This window comes from Desulfovibrio porci (assembly GCF_009696265.1).
GTDB lineage: Bacteria > Desulfobacterota > Desulfovibrionia > Desulfovibrionales > Desulfovibrionaceae > Desulfovibrio > Desulfovibrio porci.
Window position 1 is genome coordinate 12,947 of the sequence record NZ_VUMH01000022.1, and the last position, 20,040, is coordinate 32,986.

Genomic DNA, 20,040 nt, shown 5'->3' on the forward strand with positions numbered 1-20,040 from the left:
GCTCGCTGCTTTCAGCAAATGAGCCCGGCATCCCGAAAATTTGCCGGAGGGATGCGCATGGGGGGGGCGTCACGGACGTCGCGGATATCCTTGATTCCTGTCTTGCCGGTCCGTTCCTGGTGAAGCTGAACGTCGTTACCGTATGCCGTAGCGCTTGAGCTTCGCATAGACGGTAGGACGACTCATTTTGAGAATGGCTTCGATCCCATGGCTGCCGCAAATCCTGCCGTTGGTCTTTTCCAGCAGATAGGCCATATAGCGCTTTTCAAGCGTCTCCATACTCGGCAGGTCCGCAAACAGGCCCTCTGTCTCATGCCCAACGCGCTCGCCTGTGTCGAGAGGCGGGAGCAGAAAGGAAAAATCGAGTTTGTTGCCGTCGCTCAATACGGCCGCGCGCTCCATCACGCTCTTGAGCTCGCGGATATTGCCGGGCCAGCGGTACATTTTGAGAAGCCGCACGTGTTCGGGAGTGAGTGAAGGTAAGTTGCGTCCATAACGTTGCCGGAATGCCTCGAGAAACGAGGCGGCGAGGATGGGAATATCCTCGGGGCGCTCGCGCAGGGGGGGCAGGGTCAGAGGAAGCACAGAGATACGGAAAAACAGGTCTTCCCGGAACCGTTTTTCCCGCACTTCTTTCCAGAGATCCTTGTTGGTGGCCGCCAGCAGGCGAAACCGGGACGTGCGTTCCCGGACGCCGCCGACGCGGACAAATGTTTTCTCCTGCAGTACCCGGAGCAGCTTCGCCTGAAGCGGCAGCGGGATATCCCCCACTTCGTCGATGAACAGGGTTCCGTTGTCGGCAAGCTCAAAAAAGCCGATTTTCCGGGTGGACGCCCCGGTGAACGCCCCTTTTTCATGCCCGAAGAACAGGCTTTCAAACAGCGTTTCCGGCGTGCTGACCGGATGAACCGCGACAAACGGCCCCTTGCTGCCGCTCATGGCATGTATCCGGCGCGCGAGAACTTCCTTGCCCACGCCGGTTTCCCCGAGAAGCAGAATGGACAGATCCGTGGCCGCCGCATGACGGATGTGTTCCAGCAGTTCCCGCATCTGACTGCCGTAATACTCAATGCTGTGTTCCTCGTTTGCCTGCATGCTTACGCTGATGTGTTCCGCGCAGGCTTTTTTAAGCTTTTCCGCATAACGCTGCAGACGCAGGAAAGAAAGCAGCTCAGCCGACAGACTCCTTGAGAGGATGTCCAGCTGCGGCTCGCAGGCTTCGGAAAAAATCTTGCGTGTGTTCGGGCTGGAGAGGACGAAGAAAAGTTTCTCCTGTTCCGCCGCCACAGGCAGGCAGAGCAGGCATTGCGTGCCGGTCCGGAGGCGTTTCGGCTGCCCGTCGGCAGCGGCCCGCGCCAGCAGGCCCTCATAGAGCGGGACGGAAACGCAGGCTTCCCGGATGTTGCAGGCCGTGACAAAACCCGCTCCCTCCTTGCCCATGCGCAAGGCCATTCCCCATTGGGCGTCCAGTTCCACGGTGACGAGGTTGAGCAGCAGCACGAAGAAATCGTCGAGCGTCTCCACGGAAACCCGGGAAAGAAAGGCGGAGCAGGCCTCGGCGGCCTTGTGCGCCCATTTGGGAGCGAGCCGCGCGGGAAAAAGCGGCTCCACGGCGGACGCACCGGGAAAGAAGGGATAACCGGAATAGTCCGCGCAGGTATAGTCCCGGAGCAGGGAAAGGGCTTTGCCCCGGAGCGCGGCGGCGTTTGCCGGATCGGCATGGGCCATGTACAGCCATGTTTTTGCGAGCTCGCAGGGCATGTCGTTCTCGCGGAACAGGGCGGCGCTCATTTCCAGCAGGGGGAGCGCGCCCGCCCGGTCGCCTTCGGCCTTGTTGAGCATAGCGCGCGTGCGCAGGGCAAAGGCCCGGATGGATTCGCTCGAACTGGCCAGCCCGCGCTCCAGATCCTCTTCAAGGGAAAAGCCCTCGAAATCGGGAAGTCCGTGGAGCCGGTAGTGCAGGTGCAGGTCCCAGAACCATGACACGGGGTAGCTGGCGGAAATGCCGTGCCGCGCGGCCAGGGAAAGCAGCTTGCCCATCATGCGGTGCGACTGCCGGATGCGCCCCGCCAAGAGCTGAAAGCGCGCCAGCACATGGCAGGCGAGAAGATAGGGACGCGTTTCGCTGTGCGGCGCGAGCGCGCACAGGCTTTCCGTGACGCGCTCCAGTCCTTTTTCCGTATCGCCGTTCTCAAAAAGAACGATCGCGTGGTAGATGTTCCAGGTGCGGAGACTGTGGGGGCTTTTCCGCCCCAACGTGTTGCGCACGGCCTCGCACAGTCCGAGGGAAAAGGCGCAGTGCCCCAGATACAGGGAGGCCGCGCAGGCCCCGTACGTATACAGGTACCGGATGGCGTCGCTGAGATAAAAATGGGATTTCCTGGCCCGGAGCTGGGCGTGATAGTGCATGAAGGTCCGGCAGCCGTTGAACTGGGGATTGGCCATGAAGTAAAGCCGCATTTCCGACAGCTCCGCATCGTTGATGCGTTGCAGCCTCTCCAGCAGGCGTTCCCGCACCGCATGTCCCCGGTCCGAGCGCATCTGATCGGACAGCAGTCCCTCCAGCATGCATTCCATGACGTCCACCAGGCACAGCACCCGCTCGTTTCCCCGCCGCTCGGCCGTTTCCCGGATGTCCGCGATCAGCCGCAGCATGAGAGGTTGCTTGATTTCGAGCAGGATGACGTAGGTGCAGCAGGAACAGACCGCTTTCAAAAAATGATTATATTCGCTGTCGCTGAAGGCGGCGTCTTTCTGCCCGGCAAGTCGGGTCATGCCGATTTCAAGGAGCGCGCCGAGTTCGGTGACGGCGCTCCGCGCAAGCAGACCCGGCAGGCTGTCCAGCAGATTGCGGATGCCCGTGAGACGGTCGTCCCCGGCCAGTTGAAGAAGCCCTTCCACGAACGGCGTTGCGGGCCGGCCCGCAAGACGCTCCCGGAGCGCCCGGAGAAGACGCTCCGCTTTCTCCCTCCCGAAATGCCGCCAGAGGCTTTCGCCTTCCCGGCCATGTATTTCACCCGTTTCCGGAAGCTTCCCCAGAGCCTCCCTGACGGTTTCGGCGTCCTGCCCCGCATACCGGGCGAGCGCGTCCAGCGGAGCGCCCTCGGCCAAAAGGGACAAAACAACCCTGAGAAACAGGGGAAGCAGGTGGGGCGGCAGTGCCGACATGGAGCATATCCTTTTTTGAGCATTCCCGGCAGCGCGATAAAAAATCGAGAAAAGAGGTAAAAAATTTAATCAATTTATTTCTTCTTTTCTTTCATAATATCGTATTATTTTCCCTAATGCAGTGGAATAGCGCCATAACCGCCTTTTAGCACGGCATTTGCACAGTGATGATAAAGTTGGCGTATTATTTTACAACCGATAAAGGAGCAGATATGGCATTTCGGATGAAAACTTTGTTCTGCGCCATGGGTCTGGCGCTGGTTCTCGGCGGCGGAGGGCCGGCGCACGCGGCGGCGCTGAAGGCCGATACAGTGTATCATGGCGGAAACATCTATACTGTTACAGAAGACTTTCATAAGCCGTCCGCCCTGGACAAACCCCACATGGCTGAAGTCGTCGCGACGCTGGGCGGAAAAATCGTATTTGTCGGAAGCGAGGCGCAGGCCAGGACGCAAGGATTTTTCGACCCGAACAATGTCGGCAAAATCGTTGACCTCAAGGGCAAGTCCATGCTGCCCGGTTTTGTGGACGGGCACAGCCACTTCCCCAATCAGGGCCGGATCGATCTCTTTCAGGTCAACCTGAACAGCCCGCCCATCGGCGCCATGAACAGCATTGTTGAGGACTACATCCCGGCGCTGGCGGCGCGAGCGGCCCAGACCGAAAAGGGCAAGGTGGTCGACGGCGTGGGTTATGACGACACGCTGGTCAAGGAGCGCCGCCACCCCACCAAGGAGGATCTCGACAAGGCGAGCCTCGACCATCCCATCGTGGTGCTGCATACCTCCGAGCATCTGCGCGCCGCAAACAGCCTTGCGCTCAAGAACTCCGGCATTGACTCCAAAGATATCAACGCCGACGGCGTGTATGTGAGGAACGGCGTCGAATACCCCGGCGTGCGGACCCGCAAGGCCGCCGACGGCTCCTGGGAACTGACGGGCGTCTTCGCGGAATCGGCGGCCATGGGCCTTCTCAGCGCGGGTGACGCCCCGGCCGTGACCAACAAGGGCGTGAAGGCCGTGGCCCGCACGTCGCAGGTCTATGCGGCGGCGGGCGTGACCACCGCCGACCAGGGCGCGGGAACCTTCGCCATGCCCGCAGGTTTCGGCCCCGACGGCAAGATTACGTCGTACACCGGGTACAACCTCGGCGAAGTGCAGGGCGGCCTTCAGCAGGGCGTCATGGACATACGTCTTATCCTGCACCCCTTCGGCTACATGAATATCGGGAATATCTTCGATCTCGGCGAAGTTTCCCGCATGTCCCTCGGCTGGACCGGCGACGGCTACAAGGTAAAAGGCGCTGATTCGCCTTCCGTCGGTGACGACATCACCAGCCTGAGCCTGAAAAACGTGCAGGGCGGCGAAGCGCCCAAAGGCTTGCCCGCGGACCGCATTTTCCTGGGCGCCTGGAAGTTCGTGTATGACGGTTCGAACCAGGGCTATACCGGCTATTTCAAGACGCCCGGCTACTGGGACCCTGCGTGGGGCGGGTATGAACCCGGCTACAACGGTCTGCCGAGCGCCGTGACCTATTCCAGGGAAAAGCTGGAAGAGATGGTCGATTTCTACCACGCCATGGCCGAGCCGATCGAAATCCACACCAACGGCAGCCAGGCGTCGGAAGACTTCATCACAGCGGTGGAAAAAGCCGTTGCGGCCCATCCTGACGTCAAGGATACGCGCCACACGTCGATCCATGCCCAGATGATGGAACGCCAGCATATCGAACGTCTTGTGGGCGACTATTCCAAGCTCGACGCCACCAGGGACATGTACAACAACCTGTCCGGCACCGCCGTGGATACCGGCCTGCGCGCCGCCCTCGGCAACGGGCAGCTGATGCGCGATCAGAACCTGATCAACTCCTACTTCATCAATCATGCGTATTTCTGGGGCGACCGCCATCTGGAAATCTTCATGGGGCCCGGCCGCGGCAAGAACATGAATCCCGCAGGCTGGAGCGTCGCCATGGACAACCTGTACACGTTCCATAACGACACCACCGTGACTCCGATTTCGCCGCTCCGCAGCCTCCAGTCGGCTGTGGAACGCCGTTCCGCTCCCACATCGCTCGGCGCGGGCGGCACGCTGGTCAGCGGCCAGGGCAAGGACCTCGACGCCGTCGCCTCTTATCCCGAAGTGAAGGGCGGCGCGGAAAAACCCTTCTGGAACTACGACCAGCGCATCAACGTCCTGCAGGCCCTGCACGGCCTCACCATTGTGCCCGCCTACCAGAACCGCATTGAGGACCGGGTGGGCTCCATCGCGACCGGCAAGTTCGCCGACTTCGTCATTCTCGACCAGAGCCCGTTCAATGCCGCTCCCGGACAATTGGCCGCAATACGCGTGGCTTCCACCATTGTGGGCGACAAGGTCGTGTACGGCGTGCTGCCCGATTCCGAAAGCTTCGTTTCGCAGCTCAACGTCGCGTACATGCAGCCCAATGGCGTGACTCCGTCCAATTTCCAGTATGAAGTCATTGATTCGGCCACGGCCGAGAAAAAGTATGCCTCGCTCCCCAAGGGGAGCAACCGCTTTGGAACCTTCTCCTTCACATGCGAGGCGCCCGCGGGCAAGAGCGCCGTCTTTCAGATGAATTTTCTGGGCAACAACGCCACGGTCAGCGAATTCAGCCTGTACAAGCTGAGCGAAAACCGGGCCGCCACCTACACTTACGGAATGCCTTCCAACGACGAACTGCCCGTTGCTTCGGGCAAGTGGTGGATCGCCGACATCGACGCGCCGACCAGAGCTCTTGAGCCTTCCGACACTCTGGTGATGGATCATAGCTACATCGCGTTCTTCGTCATTGCGGACGATGACCCGGTCTTCGACGCGGACAAATCCTCCGGCAAAATTGCGGATCCGGTGGCTCTTGCCAGCACGGGTCCGCTTCCCCGGAACGGCCGGGGCGGCTCTCCCGCCGGCGGCGGCGACGGAAGCGGAGGCGGATGCACCGTCGGCTCCACGCCGGCGTATGATCTGCTGTTCCTCCTGCTCGGACTGGGCATGATAGCCGCCATCCGCATATGGCGCGGACGCGGCAACGCATAGCGCCTGTCCAACGGTTTTATGCGGGGCAAAGCTTTTTCCCTTCATTGACATGCCTTTTTTCATCACGGCCCGCGGGATTTTCCCGCGGGCCTTTTGCCTGCGGGCGTTCAACGCCGGGGCCTTTTGCCGCAAACCGGACCGGGGCATGGAGGAACGCGAACATGTTATGATGAGACGACCTCCGCAAAAAAAACGAGATTGTACCAGAAATGCAGACCCGCGCAGAGCCAGAGCGAACCGTGACGCGTCCAGAGCGCGCCCAGGACAAGGGAAGGGAAAAAAGTCAGCGCGGCCATCAGCACGGGCTGCGTAACGGCGTGCGCCGCCGCAAAAAGCAGTGAAACCAGTATATTGCCACGGGTCAGGACAGCACCGCCAAAACCTCCCGGCCAACGGGCTTCGGCTTCCCGCTGCAAGAGCGCCCGCCAGGTCGCTTCTTCGGCCAGAGCCGCGCAGGCCAGCCGCCAAAGGGGCGGCATGGGGCCGGGGCTGAAAAAAAGACCCACGCCGCCCAGAGCGAAAGCCGCCCAGGTCCGGCGGTCGCGCAGGGCTTGCCGCAGCCGCCCCCATGCGCAGGCGCGGGCAAGGCCGCGCAGCAGATCACGCAAGAGGCCGGGCGGGGCATGGCCGGGCAGCCCGGCCTTTTGCCCCGCGAGGGGGCTATTGCCAGAATTCCGCACGGCAGCGCCCGGCCTCCTGGAATTTTCTGAAGCGCTCGCATTGGCCCAGGTCGCAGGCTTTTTTCAAATCTTTGCAACCCGCTTCAGGCTCGCGGAGCAAAAAACGCAGGTCGCCGCGGTCCACATAGGCTTCGGCCAGTTCCGGCATAAAGGCGATGGCCCGGCTGTAATCCTCCACCGCCGCCGGGAAATCCTTTTTCGCTTTCAGCACCACGCCCCGGTTGTAATAGTAAATGCCCTGTTCCGGCATCAGGGCGACGGCCCGATCCAGATGCGCCTTGGCCTGATCAAGCTTTTTGAGGCCCAACGTGACGACCCCCAGCGCGTTTTGGGCTTCCGCGTCATGGGGGTGAACGTCGGCGTAACGCTGCAAAATGCTTTCCGCGTCCGCGGCAAGGCCCATCTGATACAGAGCCAGTGCGCGGTCATAGAGCATCTCCGGGGCGGCGGCCTCGTTCCCGCTGACCTGCGAAAGCAGCTTCAGGGCCTTTTCCGGCTGTTTTTTGCGCAGCATGATGCCCGCCTTGCCCACCAGGGCCTCGGGATTGGCGGAATCCAGACGCAGGGCCGCGTCGAACTCGCGCTCGGCCTTGCGGTACTCGCCCAGAGCAAAAAAAGCCGTGGCCAGGTTGGTATGCAGGGCCGCTGAATCCGGCGAAAGCGAAACCGCCCGCTGCAGGCTGTCCACGGCATTCCGCGCTTGCCTGCACTGCAGTTGAGCCATGCCCAGGCCGTTGAGCAGAGCGGGATGCTCCTGTCCATGCAGGGTCGCGCTGAACAGACGGATGCTTTCGCGGCAGTCGCCCCGCGTGTAGGCGTTGACCGCCGCGTCCACGTTCTGCGGCGGCACGGACGTGGACGCGGCCCGCCGGGGGCCTGCGGCGCAACCCAGAGCCGCCAGCAAAATCAAAGCCATGCCAAGCCGGGCCGCCGGTGCGGCAAGGCTCCGACAACGCGCAAACGGGCGGCGTTCTGCAACACTCATAAATACTCCTTACGAATCCGCTCCAGGGTATACCGGCCTTCCAGCACACGGGGGCTGCCCGTGGCCGGAACATAGACCGAAAGCTCGGCGGCATCCGAGCGCAGCACCACCACCTGTTCCCGCACCAGGCCCAACGGCTGGAAAACAACGGAGCGCGCGCCTCCGGCCAACGGCCTGCTGTTGACGGACACGGCTTCCACCCCGCGCGGGAACTCCTTTTCCCAAAGACTCTCCGGGCCGCCGCTCACGGCCAGCGCGCCCGGCGAAAGCCGCAACGTCACCGGGGCGTTGCACAGCATGGCCCGGCTGCGCGCCGTGAGCGCGGCGGTGACCAGCAGTTGCGCGGCGCCGCTCAGGGCGTTTTTTCCCGTGGAAACCGCGCCGATGCCGATGCCGAGCAAAATGCCGGCGATCAGCAGCACGACCAGCAGCTCAAGCAGGGTAAAGCCCCGCGCGCGCTCCGCTTCAGCGGTCAAGCGGCACGTCCTCGTTCCAGACGTCGGCGGCATAGCCTTCGCCGCCTTCCGCGCCGTCGGCCCCAAGGCTCATGATCTCAAAAGGCGTTTTGCGGCCCGGCGCGGTATAGATATAGTCGTTGTTCCAGGGATCCTTGGGGATTTTTGAAATGTAGCCGTTGGGCGGATAATTCTTGGGAATTCTGCCGGTGGACGGACGGCTGACCAGAGCCTCCAGGCCCTGCTCGGTGGTGGGATAAAAGCCGTTGTCCAAATAAAATTTCTTCACGGCCGTGGCCAGATTTTCAATCTGCAGCCTGGCCTGCACCACGCGGGCCTTGTCCGGCTCGTCCATCAGGCGCGGGGCCACGATGGCCCCCAGAATGCCCAGAATCACAATGACGATCATCAGCTCCAGCAGGGTGAAGCCGCTGTCCGGCCGCACGGGGCGGCGCGCCTCTTTCGCCTCTCTTGTTCCGCAATCTCTTGCCATATCCGTATCCTCCCGGAAAAATCGCCTTGCCGCGCCCGCTGTCCGGGGCCCGGCTATTCAACCACTCTGTACTGCCAGTTCATATAGGTATTGGTGACCCAGCCCACGGCCGTCAGCCGGTTTTTTCTGGCCCCCTGACCCGCCGTCAGGTGCAGCCGGAACCAGCGGCTGCGGGTGTCCAGCATGTCCGGTGGAAGCATGGGCACGCTGTGGGCGGAAAAAATGCCGTCATACCAGTCTTCGTCCAGCCTGTTGCCGGAATCGTCCCTGTAGCGCGTGATGGCACTGACAAAGGCCTTGATCTGGTTGGGATCCTCCACCAGGGCCGCCAGCACCGCCGGGCGCAGGGTGTTGATGTTCATGGGTCCGCGGCTCCAGAGCGTCAGGTGCTCCAGCAGGCCGGGCAGACCCGCCCCGCCCAGCAGCACCTGCCTGATCCAGGCCCGCCCGGCCGCGTCCGCCTGATCCAGGCCCGGCCAGCGCATGAGCAGAAATTCGTCCAGGCTGCGCGGCGGCCTGCCCGGCGGCAGGCAGACCGGCTTTTGCGCCAGATACCAGCGCCGGGACTCCTCATCCAGCGGCGCGGCCCCGCCCCACTGCCTGAGCGAAGCCATAAAATCCCCGGCGCGTTGCCGGGCGGCCTCCATGTCGCCCTCAAACCCGTGCAGCACCATCACTGTCGCCAGCAGGCGGGTGAACAGCGCGGCATACTGCTCCGCCCTGGCCTTTTCCGAGGGGCGCTCGTAAAACAGGGCGTTGACCGGGAAAAAGCTGTTTTCGTCCTCAATGGAACCGCTCAGCTCGCTGCCGCGCAGTTCCGCCGAAAGTTTTTGCAGCAGCCAGGCGAAGCGCCCCCATTCCTTGCGCGGATGGTCCGGCAGGGCCGCCTGATTGTTCCGGACCAGCACTGTGGCCGCCAGTTGCCCGCCGCTCTCCAGCAGCAGCTTGGAAGCCAGAATGGACCGGCTGGTGGTGGAAAGCGCGCGGTCCAGCAAGGTATCCCGGCTGAATTCCACCGTCAGCACGGCCAGGCCCGCCAGCACAAAAAGCACCAGAATCAGCACCGCGCCTCTTTCGCCTTCAGCGGCGCGTGTTTCCGCCCGCTTACTTTTCTTCCTCATCCGACCTCCAGGCAAAGACCGGGGCCAGAAAAACCTCCGGCTCGGTTTCGCCTTCGCGCAGAAGAGTGAAGCGCACCGCCCTGGGGAAATCCCCGGCTTCAGTCCGCGCCTCCCAGCCCGGGAGCCAGCCTTTGCCGGAAATGTACAGGGCCGTGTCCACGGATTGCAGCCCGCGCAGCAGCACGAATTCCGCCCAGGGGAAGTCCCCTTCCACGCCGCAGTAGCCCCGTTCCCGCCGGATCAGGGCTTTGCCCCGTCCGCCCGCGCGCAGCACGTATTCCACGCAGACCGGCCCATCCAGGCCGTCAGGTCCGGTTATGGATTCGCGGGCAAGGCGCACGCCTCCGGCGAAAGACAGCACTACCTCATCGTTCGTGGGCTCGGGCGGCTCAATGCCGGTTTGGCGGTAAAATTCGGCGGACGGCACGATGGGCCGCCGCGAAAGTCCGGGCAGGCCGTTCTCCCCCTCCTCGCCCCGGCAGAGGCCGGCCATGTCGTTGTCCAGCACGCCCCGGTAAATCCGCTCCCCCTCCCGTTCAAGCACCAGCGCGCGCACGGACTGCCCGTTGTTCATGACCATGCTGTAGGTGCTGAACAGCACCATGCCGATCACGGCGGTCAGGGCCATGGCGATCAGCAGTTCCAGCAGGGTGAAGCCCGCCTCCGCGCGCCTATTCCGGCAGGACGTATTCAAGCACGACCTCCCGTCCACGCGTGCCCTGCGTCTCAGTCAGCGTGAATTCCAGCCGCTTGCCGTTCAGGCCGCGCAGGGCATAGAGTTTGGAACGCCATTCCACCTCCGGCATCTCCGGGGCCAGGGTGCCCCACTGCTCAAGATTTTTGCGGTCTTCCCGCAACAGCGTCACCAGCCTGGCCCGCCCCAGGCGCACGGCCTGATCCGCCCAGCCGGTTTCCGCAAGCTGGCTCAGGCTGTCCCCGCTGACGCGGATGACCAGCAGGGCCACCAGGCTCAACACGGTCAGAGCCACCAGCACTTCCAGCAGGGTGAAGCCGCCCTGGCGGGGCTGACGCGGCCGACGCGAAAAACGGAAACAACGGCTCACGGCGCGCCTCCCGGACGGGAAAGGGCGCAATCCAGATCCAGTTGGTTCTGCCCCGTGCGTTGCAGGTTCAGGCTCTCAATACGCAGGCCGGGCACGGCTTCCAGCGCCTGCAACCACTCCAGGCACTGCTTGAGGTAGAGGCCGGTCATGCGCAGTTCCAGAGACTCGACGGAGCCGCCCCGACCGTTTCCTTCCCGAAGCCTGGCGGGGCGGGCCGCTTCAATGCGCCGGGCAAGCTGCAGGCGTCCGGCCTCGCTGTTGACCAGACTGAACAGGCTCTGCTGTTGCCGGGCTTCGGCCGGAGCGCTTTGGGCCAGTCGCCCGTATTCCTCGGCCAGGGCGCGGATTTCGGCCTGCCCGGCCTGGGCGCGCGCCAGGCGGGCATTGCCCTCGGCACGCCAGGAAAACAGCGGCAGCACGCCCCAGAACAGCGCCAGCACCGCCAGCATTGCGATGAGCCCCGCCAGCAGGGGACGGGAGATGGTCATGGCCGCGCCTCCTCCCGGAGCAGATCCAGTTCGAAATGTACTGTCCCTCCTCCGCTCCGGCCCCTTTCCGCGCCGGCGGCGTTTTTCCCGGTCCGGCTGGCCGCGCTGACAATATTGACCGCGGCCACGCCGGGAATGCCGGCAAAGGCGTCGCGCAGGCTGTTGACGGCATCATAGTCCACGGCGCTGCCGCTGATCCGGCAGGGCTTCGCATCCAGGCTCAATCTGTCCACGCGCACGGCGAGCTTGGGCGGAGCCGCCGTATGCATGGCGCGCAGAAGCCGCAGTACGGGAAAATCGCTCTGAGCGCGCTGCTCGCCGCGCAAGTCCGCGAGGCGGCCCTGCAGAATGCTCCGCATCCGCATGAGACTGGCCGGGCCGCGCGCGTCGGGCACGGCCTTGCGGTATATAGCCTGGGTTTGGGCTTCCAGTTCCCGCGCCTGCCGGTGCCGGGCATGGCCCTCGGCCCAGACGCTGAACAGAAAGGCCAGCGCCAGGCAGAGCAGACAGGCTGCGGCCGGGATCAGCTTCCTGCACCGGGTCGGGCTAAGGCCCGCGACGCCGGAAAAAGAGCGCGCCTGCTGGAAGGCGGGGTACAAGCGACGCCGCCGGGGATCACGCAGCGGCATTTTGGCCAGGCAGAGAACGGACAGGCAGTCCGCCTCGCTCTCGCCCGGAAGCGCCGACAGGCCATAAAGGAGCGTATCCCGTCCCAGCACCTGCGCGGGCAACTCAAAGGCGTCCCCCAGAGTGGCGGCTTCCCGGCCCCGGCAGGCCTCGCCGCAGATCAGCAGGCGTTCCGGCGTCAGGGGCAGGCCGTCAAGCGCCAGAGCGGCTGCGCGAACCAGCGCCGCCGGATCGGCGCAATCCCCGCCTTGCGGCGGCAACGGGCGTTCCAACACCCGCACCCGCCGGACCACTTTGCTGTCCAGGGCCGCCAGCACGCTGTATCCGGGCCGGAGATGCAAAAAAAGGCTTACCCCCTTCAGCCGGGGCAGGCCGAGCAACAGCGGAAAGGGATCCACAGTGATCAGGCGCGGATACAGGCCCCGTTCCGCCAGCGCCGCCTGCCAGGCTTCCGGCAGCCCCGCGGGAAGGGAAACACTCACGGCCTGGAGGCCCTTGCCGCCGTCCGCGCCGCCCGTCAGACAAATGCGGTGCCCAAGCGCCGCCGCATCACAGGGAAATTCCGTTTCCAGCAGAAGATTGAGGGCCTGCCGGGCCTTGGCGCCGGAGCGGAAGGGAAAGCTCCAGTCCCGGAACAGGGCCATGTCGGCCGCCAGGCAAAGGCGCACATCCGCGGGAAAGGAAAACGGCTCTGCTCCCGTCACGCCGGGTCTTGCCGGGGTCAGGGCCTCCAGCACGCCGTCCAGAGCCGCGCGCAGGCTTTCCGGACGGCTGTCCGGACAGGGAGCGCGCCGCAGGCATAGCGCTTCCCGGCTTTTCAGGTCCGGGCCGCAGAGCGCGCCCACCAGCGCGTCCGCTGTCTGCAGAAAGATCAGGCTCTGTTTTCGCGGCATGGTCCACCCGTCAGGATTGCAGCTCAATGGAAGGCCGCCGCGCTGCGCCGCTGATCCGCACGCGGGCCTCTCCCCTGCTGGTAAAGGACTGGAAGGTTCTGGCGGGGGTCAGCTCCTCCCGCAGTTGTTCCGGCGCCAGACGCAGCACCGCCCGCAAATCCAGGCGGCTGTCCCCCGCGGCCGGGGCCAGCGTCGCCCGGCCTTCGGCCTGGAGTTGCAGGACGGCATTGTTCAGGGCGCATTGGCGCAACTCCAGGGCGTTCTTTTTCCAGACCAGTTCCATCCGGCCGTCCAGACCCTCCAGACGGGGCGCGCGCAGCATGGGCAGGGAATGCTCCAGCGCGCCTCCGTGCAGGGTCAGGGACAGTCCGCCCCCGCTGCCGCCGAATACCGGCCTGCCGTCGCGCAACGGCACGCTGGCGTCGCACGAGGCGCTCAGGCTGCCGCCCATGAGCCGCAGCAAAGCCCCGTCGCCGGTCAGGGCGGCGCCGAGTTCCGCAAGATCAAGCCCTTTTGCCTCAGCCCGCACAGCGCAGGCGTCGGGCCGGAAAAAGGCTGAAGGCGTCAGCAGCAGATGCAGCTCTCCGCCCGCCAGCCGGGCCTGAACCGTCAGCCGCGCGGGGAAAAAATGCATTTCCAGCCGCACGTCGCGCAGGATCAATGCGGGCGTCCGGCCCGCATCGCCGGACAGGGCGCGTAACGGCAGCCACAACGCATCCAGACTGGCCGCCGGAGGAAAATAGGAAATCCGGGGCCGCTCAAAACCGATGCCCATGGCCACAGCCGCCCGGCTTACGCTTCCCAGGCGCGCGTCCACCTGTTCCCCGGCGTAGAACAGGCCGCAAAACAGGGCGTAAAAGGCCAGGCCGCAGAGCGGAAGCACGGCCGCGCGCCGTCGGGCCGCGCGGGGCCAGGCCTGGACCCGGACCAGCAGATCATCCCAGAGCGCGCGGATCATATCCGGACCACCCGCTCCACTTCCGTAAGCGACGTCAGGCCCGCCGCCACCTTGAGCATGCCGTCGTGCCGCAAGTTGCGCATGCCCTCGCCGATGGCCTGGGCCTCCAGGGCGTTGGCGTCGCTCTTGTCCACGATCAGCCGTTTCAGGCCGTCGCTGACCGGCATGATCTCATAAATGGCCATGCGGCCCCTGTAGCCGGTGTCCATGCACTGCGGACAGCCCACGGCATGATAGAGGGGCCGGCCCGGCTCCAGGACGCGGGCGGCCCGGCCCAGGCTTGCCAGCTCGTTCCGGCTTGGCGCGCGGGCTTCCTTGCAGTGCGGGCAGAGCACGCGCACCAGACGCTGGGCGATGACCCCGCGCAGCACCGAGGAGAGCAAAAAAGGCTCCACGCCCATGTCGAACAGGCGCGTCACCGCGCCGGGCGCGTCGTTGGTGTGCAGGGTGGAAAAGACCAGATGCCCGGTCAGGGCCGACTGCACGGCAATGGAAGCGGTTTCTCCGTCGCGGATTTCGCCGATCAGGATCACGTCCGGGTCCTGGCGCACAATGGAGCGCAGGCCGTCGGCAAAAGAGAGACCGATTTTGGGGTTGACCTGCATCTGGCCCACGCCGTCCAGTTCGTATTCCACCGGGTCTTCAATGGTCAGGATATTTTTGTCCGGCGAGGCGATTTCCTGCAGCACGGCGTAAAGCGTGGTGGTTTTGCCGCTGCCCGTGGGCCCGGTCACCAGCACGATGCCGTGGCTCGCGCCGACCAGGCCGTTCATGAGCTGAAAATCCTCCCGGCCCAGTCCCAGTTCGGCCAGGGAAAGCACGCGCTCGTTTTTTTCCAGCAGGCGCAGCACCACCCGCTCGCCGAAAGACGTGGGCAGCGTGGACACGCGCAGACCCGCCTGCCGTCCGCCCAGGGAAATGGCGATGCGCCCGTCCTGGGGCAGGCGTTTCTCCGCGATGTTCAGCTTTGCCATGACCTTGATGCGCGAGACCACGGCCGCGTGATGGGCCTTGCTCAGGCTGTGGCGCTCATAGAGCACGCCGTCCAGGCGGAAACGCACGCGGGAAACGTCGCGGTAGGGCTCGATATGGATGTCGCTGGCCCCGGCGCGCACGGCCTGGGCCAGGATCATGTTCACCAGGCGGATGAAGGGGGCCTCGCCGCTGTCTTCCAGCAGGTCTTCCACGGCGTCTTCGCTGAGGATCGCATCGTCGCCCCCGTCCGCGCCCGCGCCCAGCACCTCGGCCACCGAGCCTTCTTCCCCGGACGACTCCCCGAAAATGCGGTTGACGATATTCTGGATGGCGCTTTCAGGGGTCAGCACCGGCACGCAGGGCCGCTCGCCGAGCAGCAGGCCGATTTCACGGGCCAGCAGCCAGCCTGCGGGCCGGGCCACGGCCAGCGCCAGACGGCCTTCCGCGTCGCGCACCGGCGCCACGGCATGCCTGCGCAGCCAGGCCAGCGGCAGACGGCAGACCAGTTCGCCGTCGCTCTTCCACGCCCCGCCTTCCCGGTCAAGCGCCTGATCCAGATCCGGCACGAAGCGCATCTGATGACGTGCGGCTTCGGCTTCCAGATACCGGGCCTCGCTGAATTCCCCGGATTCCGGCAGTTCCCCTGCCGCGTCCGCCGCTCGGGCTTCCGGCGGCTCCGGCGCGCGGCCGGAGTGCGGAGACCGGGACGGGGCGGACAAGGCGGGAACCACGGAAGTGGAAGCAAAAACAGCCATGAGCGGTCCTCAGTTTACAAAAACGGGTTTGAGCAGCTTGGGATTGCTCATGATCGGCAGTCCCAGGCCGTCCTTGCCCACGCCGGTCTCGTGCAGCACCATCTGCTTCTCGTGGGTGACGTCCTGCGCCTCACCGGGCGAGTTGATGACCTTGGGCGTGATGAAAACAAAGAGATTGGTGCGCGTGAATCTGTTTGTCCGGGATTTGAACAGCCAGCCCAGCAGCGGGATGCTGCCCAGGCCGGGCACTTCGCTTTGCGAGTAGGTTTTGCTGTCGTCGAGCAGGCCGCCGATGACGGCCGTCTGCGTATCCCGCAGCAGAATGGTGGATTTGATCAGGCGCTTGCGGGTGGTGGGGGCCACGATCTGATTGCCGTTGTTCAGGGTGATCAGGCCGTTGGTCACACGGCTGATCTCCTGCTCCACTTCCAGGCGCAACGTGCCTTCATCGCTGATGCGCGGCGTGATTTTGAGCTTCACGCCCACGTCCTTGTAGTCCATGGACTGGGTGGTGAAATCCGCGTCGTTGCGGGTGGTGGTTTCCTTGACGTAGGGGATGTTGTCCACCACCTCCACAGAAGACTGCTCATTGTCCAGGGTCAGCAGCTGCGGGGTGGCCAGCACGTTGATGTCGTCGTTGCCTTTGACCGCGTTCAGGATGGACTGAATATTGTAGGAGGTGCCGCCCACGCTGAAGGCGTCGCGAAAGATGGCCGCCAGGCTGGCCCCGGAGGGCAGGGAAACCAGTTTATTGGAGCCGAGGTCGATGGTGCCGCTGCCGAGATTGACGCCGCCGAGGCCGATGGTCTGCTTGTTCAGTTCGCCGCCCAGAGCCCAGTTGATGCCGAAGGAAAAGGAGGCGTCGGTGCTCACTTCCATGATGGCGGCCTCGATGAAGACCTGTTTGCGCACCACATCAAGTTTTTTGATGATGTTGCTCAGAGCCTCGAACTCGTCGGGCCGGGCCGTGACCAGCAGGCTGTTGGTGGCCTTGTCCGCCACCACCTTGATGTCTTTGGAGAGCACAAGGTCCGGCTTTTTGTCCTCGCCGCCGGTCCCGGCCACCTGGCGCTCCACCAGGGCGTTGATGACCATGGCCAGATCCTCGGCCTTGGCGTTGTCCAGCTGGATCATATGCACGTCGCCCTTGCCCTTGGGCGTGGCGATGTCCAGCGAGCCGATGGTGTTCCGGGCCATGTTGATGGCGTCGCCGCCGCCGTAGACCAGCAGGCTGTTGGTGCGCTCGTCGGGCACCACCAGACTCAGGCTGATGCGGCCTTTTTTGGCGTCCTCCTCGTCGCGGCCCTTGAGCACCTTGGACAGCGTGGAGGCCAGGCTTTTGGCGTCGCCGTGGGTCAGGGGAATGGTTACGGTTCTGCCGCGCGTGTTGCTGTTTTCCACCTGTTCCAGAAAGACCAAGGCCCGGTCGATATTGCTGGACGGCGCGGTGATGGCGATGGTGTTGGAGGGCGTGTAGGCGGAAATGGCGAAATCCTTGCCGAGCAGCGCGGGCAGCACCTTGGCCAGTTCCGAGGCCACGCCCACCTTGAGCTGGATGATCTGGGTATTCACGGTTTCACGGGCATCGCCGGGCTTGCCGCCCACCGTGGCCGAGCCGTCCTGACTGATGCCCTCCTTCAGAGGCAGAATCTTCCAGCTCGCCCCGCTCTTCTGCAGCGCAAAACCCTGCACCCGCAGGATGTCCACAAAGATCTGAAAGGCCTCTTCCGGCGTGACCTTGACCGGCGAATAGACCGTGACCTTGCCCTTGACCGAGGGATCGGTGATGAAATTGTGGCCCGTGGCCTCGCTGATGTACTTGATCAGACTGTGGATGTCCGCGTCCTCGAAATCCAGGGTCACGCCGCCGGAAGACGCGGCCGCCGCGACGCCCGGCACGGGCGCGATACAGCCGAGGGCAAGCAGAAGCAGGAGCAGACGCGAAATTTTTTGCAGGGCGAAGGGCATGGCCTTATCCTTGAAGTTCATAGTCAAGAATGATTTTTTTGCCGTCACGCAAGACTTCCAGTCTGATATTTTTCTCATTGAGCAAGTCCCCGAATCCGGCCAGATCCCGCAGGTCGGTCAGGGCCTTGCCGTTGGCCGTGAGCAGAAGATCGTCCCGGAGCAGGCCGAGCCCGCTCAGATAGCTGTCCTGTTCCAGCGCCACGATGCGCAGACCCCGATAAGCTCCCAATGCCTGCGGACGTATGCTGACGCTGCGCATCAGCGCGCCGGGATCCGTCATTGCGCGGCGCAGCTCAGTCCGGTTCAGGCTTTTGCGCAGGGCCGGGGCCCGCGCGGCGGCAGCGACGCCTGCCTGGGGAAGCGCGCCGCCCTCGATTTGCAGACGTTCCTTCCTGCCGCCCCTGGCCAGCACCACGGTCCGGCGCTGAATGTAGGCCACTTTCCAGCCTTTGATCTCCGCGCCTTCGGCATAGGGCTCCTGCCTGCCGTCAATCTGGATCACCGCGCGGTTTTTGCCCCGGCCCGTGCTGTTCACGACCGTGCCGAGCAATTTCCAGCCCAGCTTGCTCACCGGAATGGCCTCCAGACTGCCCGCGAGTTCCGCCTCTTCCTCCGGCGAAAGCGTGCCGTCCGGCCGCCTGGCCGCTCCCGGAAAATCGGGCGCTTCCACGGCCGCGCCGAAGAGGTTGCGCCGGAGGATCTCCTCAAGGCTGACGGCCTGCGGCCCCGTCGCGACCCCGGCGCGGCTCAGCGCCGGGAGCGGCGGCGAGAGCGACGGCGCGGGACCGTCCTCCCGCAGGTAAAACGTGCCCCGGGCCAGGAACCAGGCCATGAGCGCGAGACAGGCCAGCATGGCGGCAAAAGTCGCTGATCGGCGCGCGTCCATGTTCATCCCACCAGACTGCTCATCTCAAAAATGGGCATGATGATGGCAATGACCACAAAGCCCACCAGACCGCCCAGAATCAAGATCATCACCGGCTCCATGAGCGAGGTGAGCATTTGCAGGCGTGCGGCCACGCGGTTTTCGCAGTCTCCGGCAACCCACAGCAGCATTTCGCCCAACTGGCCGCTGCGCTCCCCGGCGGCCACCATCTGGCGGGCGAGCGGCGGAAAAAGCACGGTATTGTCCATATAGCCCGAAAGATCGCGCCCGGCCTGAACGCCGTCAATCATGTTCTGCACGGCCTCGGCCATGAGCAGATTGTCGGCCGCCGACCTGACGATGTGCAAAGCCTTGAGCAACGAAACCCCGTTTTTGAGCAGCATGCCCAGGGTGCGCGTCATATGCCCCACCAGCAGCGGCCGGTACATGCCCCGGATGCCGGGGCAGCGCAAAATTTTCCGCTGGATGCGCCGCCTGCCCTCCGGGCTTTGGCGTATGCGCCAGACCGCCAGCGCGGCCAGCAGGATCAACAGGGGAAAGACCCACCAGCCCGCGCGCAGCGTATCACTGACGCCGAGCAGAATGCGGGTGGGCAGGGGCAGTTCGCGCCCCATGTCCGCGAAAATCCGGGTGACCTTGGGGATCACGAACGTGAGCAGAAAAACCACCACGCCCGTGCCCACCACCAGCATGAGCAGCGGATAGGCCAGCGTGGCCTGCACCTTGCGCTGCAGGGCCACCTGCTGCTCAATGTGCTCGGCGAAACGCTCCACCACGATTTCCAGCGTGCCGGAGGCCTCTCCGGCGCGAACCATGGTCACAAAGGTGGAGGAAAAGACGCGCGGAAACTCCGCCAGACCGTCGGCCAGATCCCCGCCGGAAAGGATGCGGTCCCGCAGGTGGGCCACAATGCCGGAAAGGGCCGAATCATCGCCGTGCGCGCAAATGGCGGAAAGAGCCTCGTCCAGCGGCAGCCCGGCCCGCAGCAGGGTCGCCAGTTGCCGGGCCATGCCCGCCACGGCGGCTTTGGAAACCGGGCGCAGGCGCTGCATCAGACGGGCGCGGAAACCGGAACGCGACCCGGCGGCCGCCACGGACGCGGCGCCGGAAGAGGCGGCCGGAGACACGGAAAGCGGCACCAAGCCGCGCTCGTGCAGCAGGCTGACGGCCAGCCGCTGGCTGGCGGCTTCGATCATGCCCTTGGCATTCCTGCCGCGGCCGTCAATGGCCCGGTAACAGAAATTCGCCATATGCTCCCCGGAAAAAGAGGGGCACAACCCCCCCGGCGACGGGAGCCCCGTTGCCGGGGCTCCCCACAGTTCTGTGACAGAAGGACCTAGGTGTAATGTTCCAATAGGTTGTTCACCCTGCCTCAAGCCGGTAAAGCTGGAGTTGACAGACAACAGTAAACCGAGCCGAGGACAGGGTGAACAGCCATAAGAATGCCAAATTGACTGCACGCGGTCGA

16 protein-coding genes are annotated in these 20,040 nt (G+C 64.3%); 1 reads left to right on the plus strand and 15 read right to left on the minus strand.

Going from position 1 to position 20,040, the window contains the following annotated elements; genetic code table 11:
• Positions 1–135: 135 nt before the first annotated feature.
• Positions 136–3,168, minus strand: coding sequence for a sigma-54 interaction domain-containing protein (locus FYJ44_RS13895; protein ID WP_154513169.1), 3,033 nt, complete (start codon positions 3,166–3,168; stop codon positions 136–138).
• A 212-nt stretch (positions 3,169–3,380) separates the two neighbouring features.
• Here FYJ44_RS13895 and FYJ44_RS13900 point away from each other — a divergent pair, with 212 nt between their 5' ends.
• Positions 3,381–6,224: an amidohydrolase gene (locus FYJ44_RS13900; RefSeq protein WP_154513171.1), complete on the plus strand. Its 2,844-nt coding sequence runs from the start codon at positions 3,381–3,383 to the stop codon at positions 6,222–6,224.
• 164 nt (positions 6,225–6,388) lie between these two features.
• Here FYJ44_RS13900 and FYJ44_RS13905 read toward each other — a convergent pair whose 3' ends face one another.
• The 14 genes from FYJ44_RS13905 to FYJ44_RS13970 are packed head-to-tail and all read right to left on the minus strand — an operon-like array spanning position 6,389 to position 19,822.
• Positions 6,389–6,904 (minus strand): JDVT-CTERM system glutamic-type intramembrane protease, encoded by a 516-nt coding sequence (locus tag FYJ44_RS13905; protein ID WP_288230775.1) that lies wholly within the window; start codon positions 6,902–6,904, stop codon positions 6,389–6,391.
• The gene (locus FYJ44_RS13910; protein WP_154513173.1) at positions 6,885–7,889 is read right to left on the minus strand and encodes a tetratricopeptide repeat protein; all 1,005 of its coding nucleotides are present in this window, start codon (positions 7,887–7,889) and stop codon (positions 6,885–6,887) included. The genes FYJ44_RS13905 and FYJ44_RS13910 overlap by 20 nt, the downstream gene beginning before the upstream one ends.
• Positions 7,886–8,365 (minus strand): pilus assembly FimT family protein, encoded by a 480-nt coding sequence (locus FYJ44_RS13915; RefSeq protein WP_229772725.1) that lies wholly within the window; start codon positions 8,363–8,365, stop codon positions 7,886–7,888. The genes FYJ44_RS13910 and FYJ44_RS13915 overlap by 4 nt, the downstream gene beginning before the upstream one ends.
• Positions 8,355–8,837, minus strand: coding sequence for a type II secretion system major pseudopilin GspG (gene gspG / locus FYJ44_RS13920; protein ID WP_154513177.1), 483 nt, complete (start codon positions 8,835–8,837; stop codon positions 8,355–8,357). Before gspG ends, FYJ44_RS13915 begins: the two co-directional genes overlap by 11 nt.
• A gap of 53 nt (positions 8,838–8,890) precedes the next feature.
• Positions 8,891–9,958: a type II secretion system minor pseudopilin gene (locus tag FYJ44_RS13925; protein WP_154513179.1), complete on the minus strand. Its 1,068-nt coding sequence runs from the start codon at positions 9,956–9,958 to the stop codon at positions 8,891–8,893.
• Positions 9,942–10,652: a PulJ/GspJ family protein gene (locus FYJ44_RS13930; RefSeq protein ID WP_229772726.1), complete on the minus strand. Its 711-nt coding sequence runs from the start codon at positions 10,650–10,652 to the stop codon at positions 9,942–9,944. Before FYJ44_RS13930 ends, FYJ44_RS13925 begins: the two co-directional genes overlap by 17 nt.
• Positions 10,630–11,022, minus strand: a complete 393-nt coding sequence (locus FYJ44_RS13935) for a type IV pilus modification PilV family protein (RefSeq protein WP_287701875.1) — start codon at positions 11,020–11,022, stop codon at positions 10,630–10,632. Before FYJ44_RS13935 ends, FYJ44_RS13930 begins: the two co-directional genes overlap by 23 nt.
• Positions 11,019–11,510: a type II secretion system protein M gene (gene gspM / locus FYJ44_RS13940; RefSeq protein ID WP_154513183.1), complete on the minus strand. Its 492-nt coding sequence runs from the start codon at positions 11,508–11,510 to the stop codon at positions 11,019–11,021. Before gspM ends, FYJ44_RS13935 begins: the two co-directional genes overlap by 4 nt.
• The gene (locus FYJ44_RS13945) at positions 11,507–13,030 is read right to left on the minus strand and encodes a GspL/Epsl periplasmic domain-containing protein (protein ID WP_154513185.1); all 1,524 of its coding nucleotides are present in this window, start codon (positions 13,028–13,030) and stop codon (positions 11,507–11,509) included. Before FYJ44_RS13945 ends, gspM begins: the two co-directional genes overlap by 4 nt.
• Before the next feature lie 10 nt (positions 13,031–13,040).
• The gene (locus FYJ44_RS13950) at positions 13,041–13,988 is read right to left on the minus strand and encodes a hypothetical protein (protein WP_154513187.1); all 948 of its coding nucleotides are present in this window, start codon (positions 13,986–13,988) and stop codon (positions 13,041–13,043) included.
• Positions 13,985–15,718 carry a type II secretion system ATPase GspE gene (gene gspE / locus FYJ44_RS13955; RefSeq protein WP_154513189.1) on the minus strand — a complete coding sequence of 578 codons (1,734 nt, stop codon included), beginning with the start codon at positions 15,716–15,718 and terminating at the stop codon, positions 13,985–13,987. The genes FYJ44_RS13950 and gspE overlap by 4 nt, the downstream gene beginning before the upstream one ends.
• A 9-nt stretch (positions 15,719–15,727) precedes the next feature.
• A complete protein-coding gene (gspD, locus tag FYJ44_RS13960; RefSeq protein ID WP_154513191.1) occupies positions 15,728–17,707 on the minus strand; it encodes a type II secretion system secretin GspD in 1,980 nt (659 codons plus the stop codon).
• Entirely contained in the window at positions 17,691–18,572 is an 882-nt protein-coding gene (locus FYJ44_RS13965) for a type II secretion system protein N (RefSeq protein ID WP_195841037.1), read from the minus strand. Before FYJ44_RS13965 ends, gspD begins: the two co-directional genes overlap by 17 nt.
• A 2-nt stretch (positions 18,573–18,574) precedes the next feature.
• Positions 18,575–19,822 carry a type II secretion system F family protein gene (locus tag FYJ44_RS13970; RefSeq protein ID WP_154513195.1) on the minus strand — a complete coding sequence of 416 codons (1,248 nt, stop codon included), beginning with the start codon at positions 19,820–19,822 and terminating at the stop codon, positions 18,575–18,577.
• Positions 19,823–20,040 lie beyond the last annotated feature (218 nt).

Coding starts and splice junctions, on each gene's coding strand:
- FYJ44_RS13910 (WP_154513173.1), bottom strand. CDS start 7,889: ATGAGTGTTGCAGAACGCCGCCCGTTTGCGCGTTGTCGGAGCCTTGCC.
- FYJ44_RS13925 (WP_154513179.1), bottom strand. CDS start 9,958: ATGAGGAAGAAAAGTAAGCGGGCGGAAACACGCGCCGCTGAAGGCGAA.
- FYJ44_RS13970 (WP_154513195.1), bottom strand. CDS start 19,822: ATGGCGAATTTCTGTTACCGGGCCATTGACGGCCGCGGCAGGAATGCC.
- FYJ44_RS13965 (WP_195841037.1), bottom strand. CDS start 18,572: ATGGACGCGCGCCGATCAGCGACTTTTGCCGCCATGCTGGCCTGTCTC.
- FYJ44_RS13895 (WP_154513169.1), bottom strand. CDS start 3,168: ATGTCGGCACTGCCGCCCCACCTGCTTCCCCTGTTTCTCAGGGTTGTT.
- FYJ44_RS13900 (WP_154513171.1), top strand. CDS start 3,381: ATGGCATTTCGGATGAAAACTTTGTTCTGCGCCATGGGTCTGGCGCTG.
- gspE (WP_154513189.1), bottom strand. CDS start 15,718: ATGGCTGTTTTTGCTTCCACTTCCGTGGTTCCCGCCTTGTCCGCCCCG.
- FYJ44_RS13945 (WP_154513185.1), bottom strand. CDS start 13,030: ATGCCGCGAAAACAGAGCCTGATCTTTCTGCAGACAGCGGACGCGCTG.
- gspG (WP_154513177.1), bottom strand. CDS start 8,837: ATGGCAAGAGATTGCGGAACAAGAGAGGCGAAAGAGGCGCGCCGCCCC.
- gspM (WP_154513183.1), bottom strand. CDS start 11,510: ATGACCATCTCCCGTCCCCTGCTGGCGGGGCTCATCGCAATGCTGGCG.
- gspD (WP_154513191.1), bottom strand. CDS start 17,707: ATGAACTTCAAGGATAAGGCCATGCCCTTCGCCCTGCAAAAAATTTCG.
- FYJ44_RS13950 (WP_154513187.1), bottom strand. CDS start 13,988: ATGATCCGCGCGCTCTGGGATGATCTGCTGGTCCGGGTCCAGGCCTGG.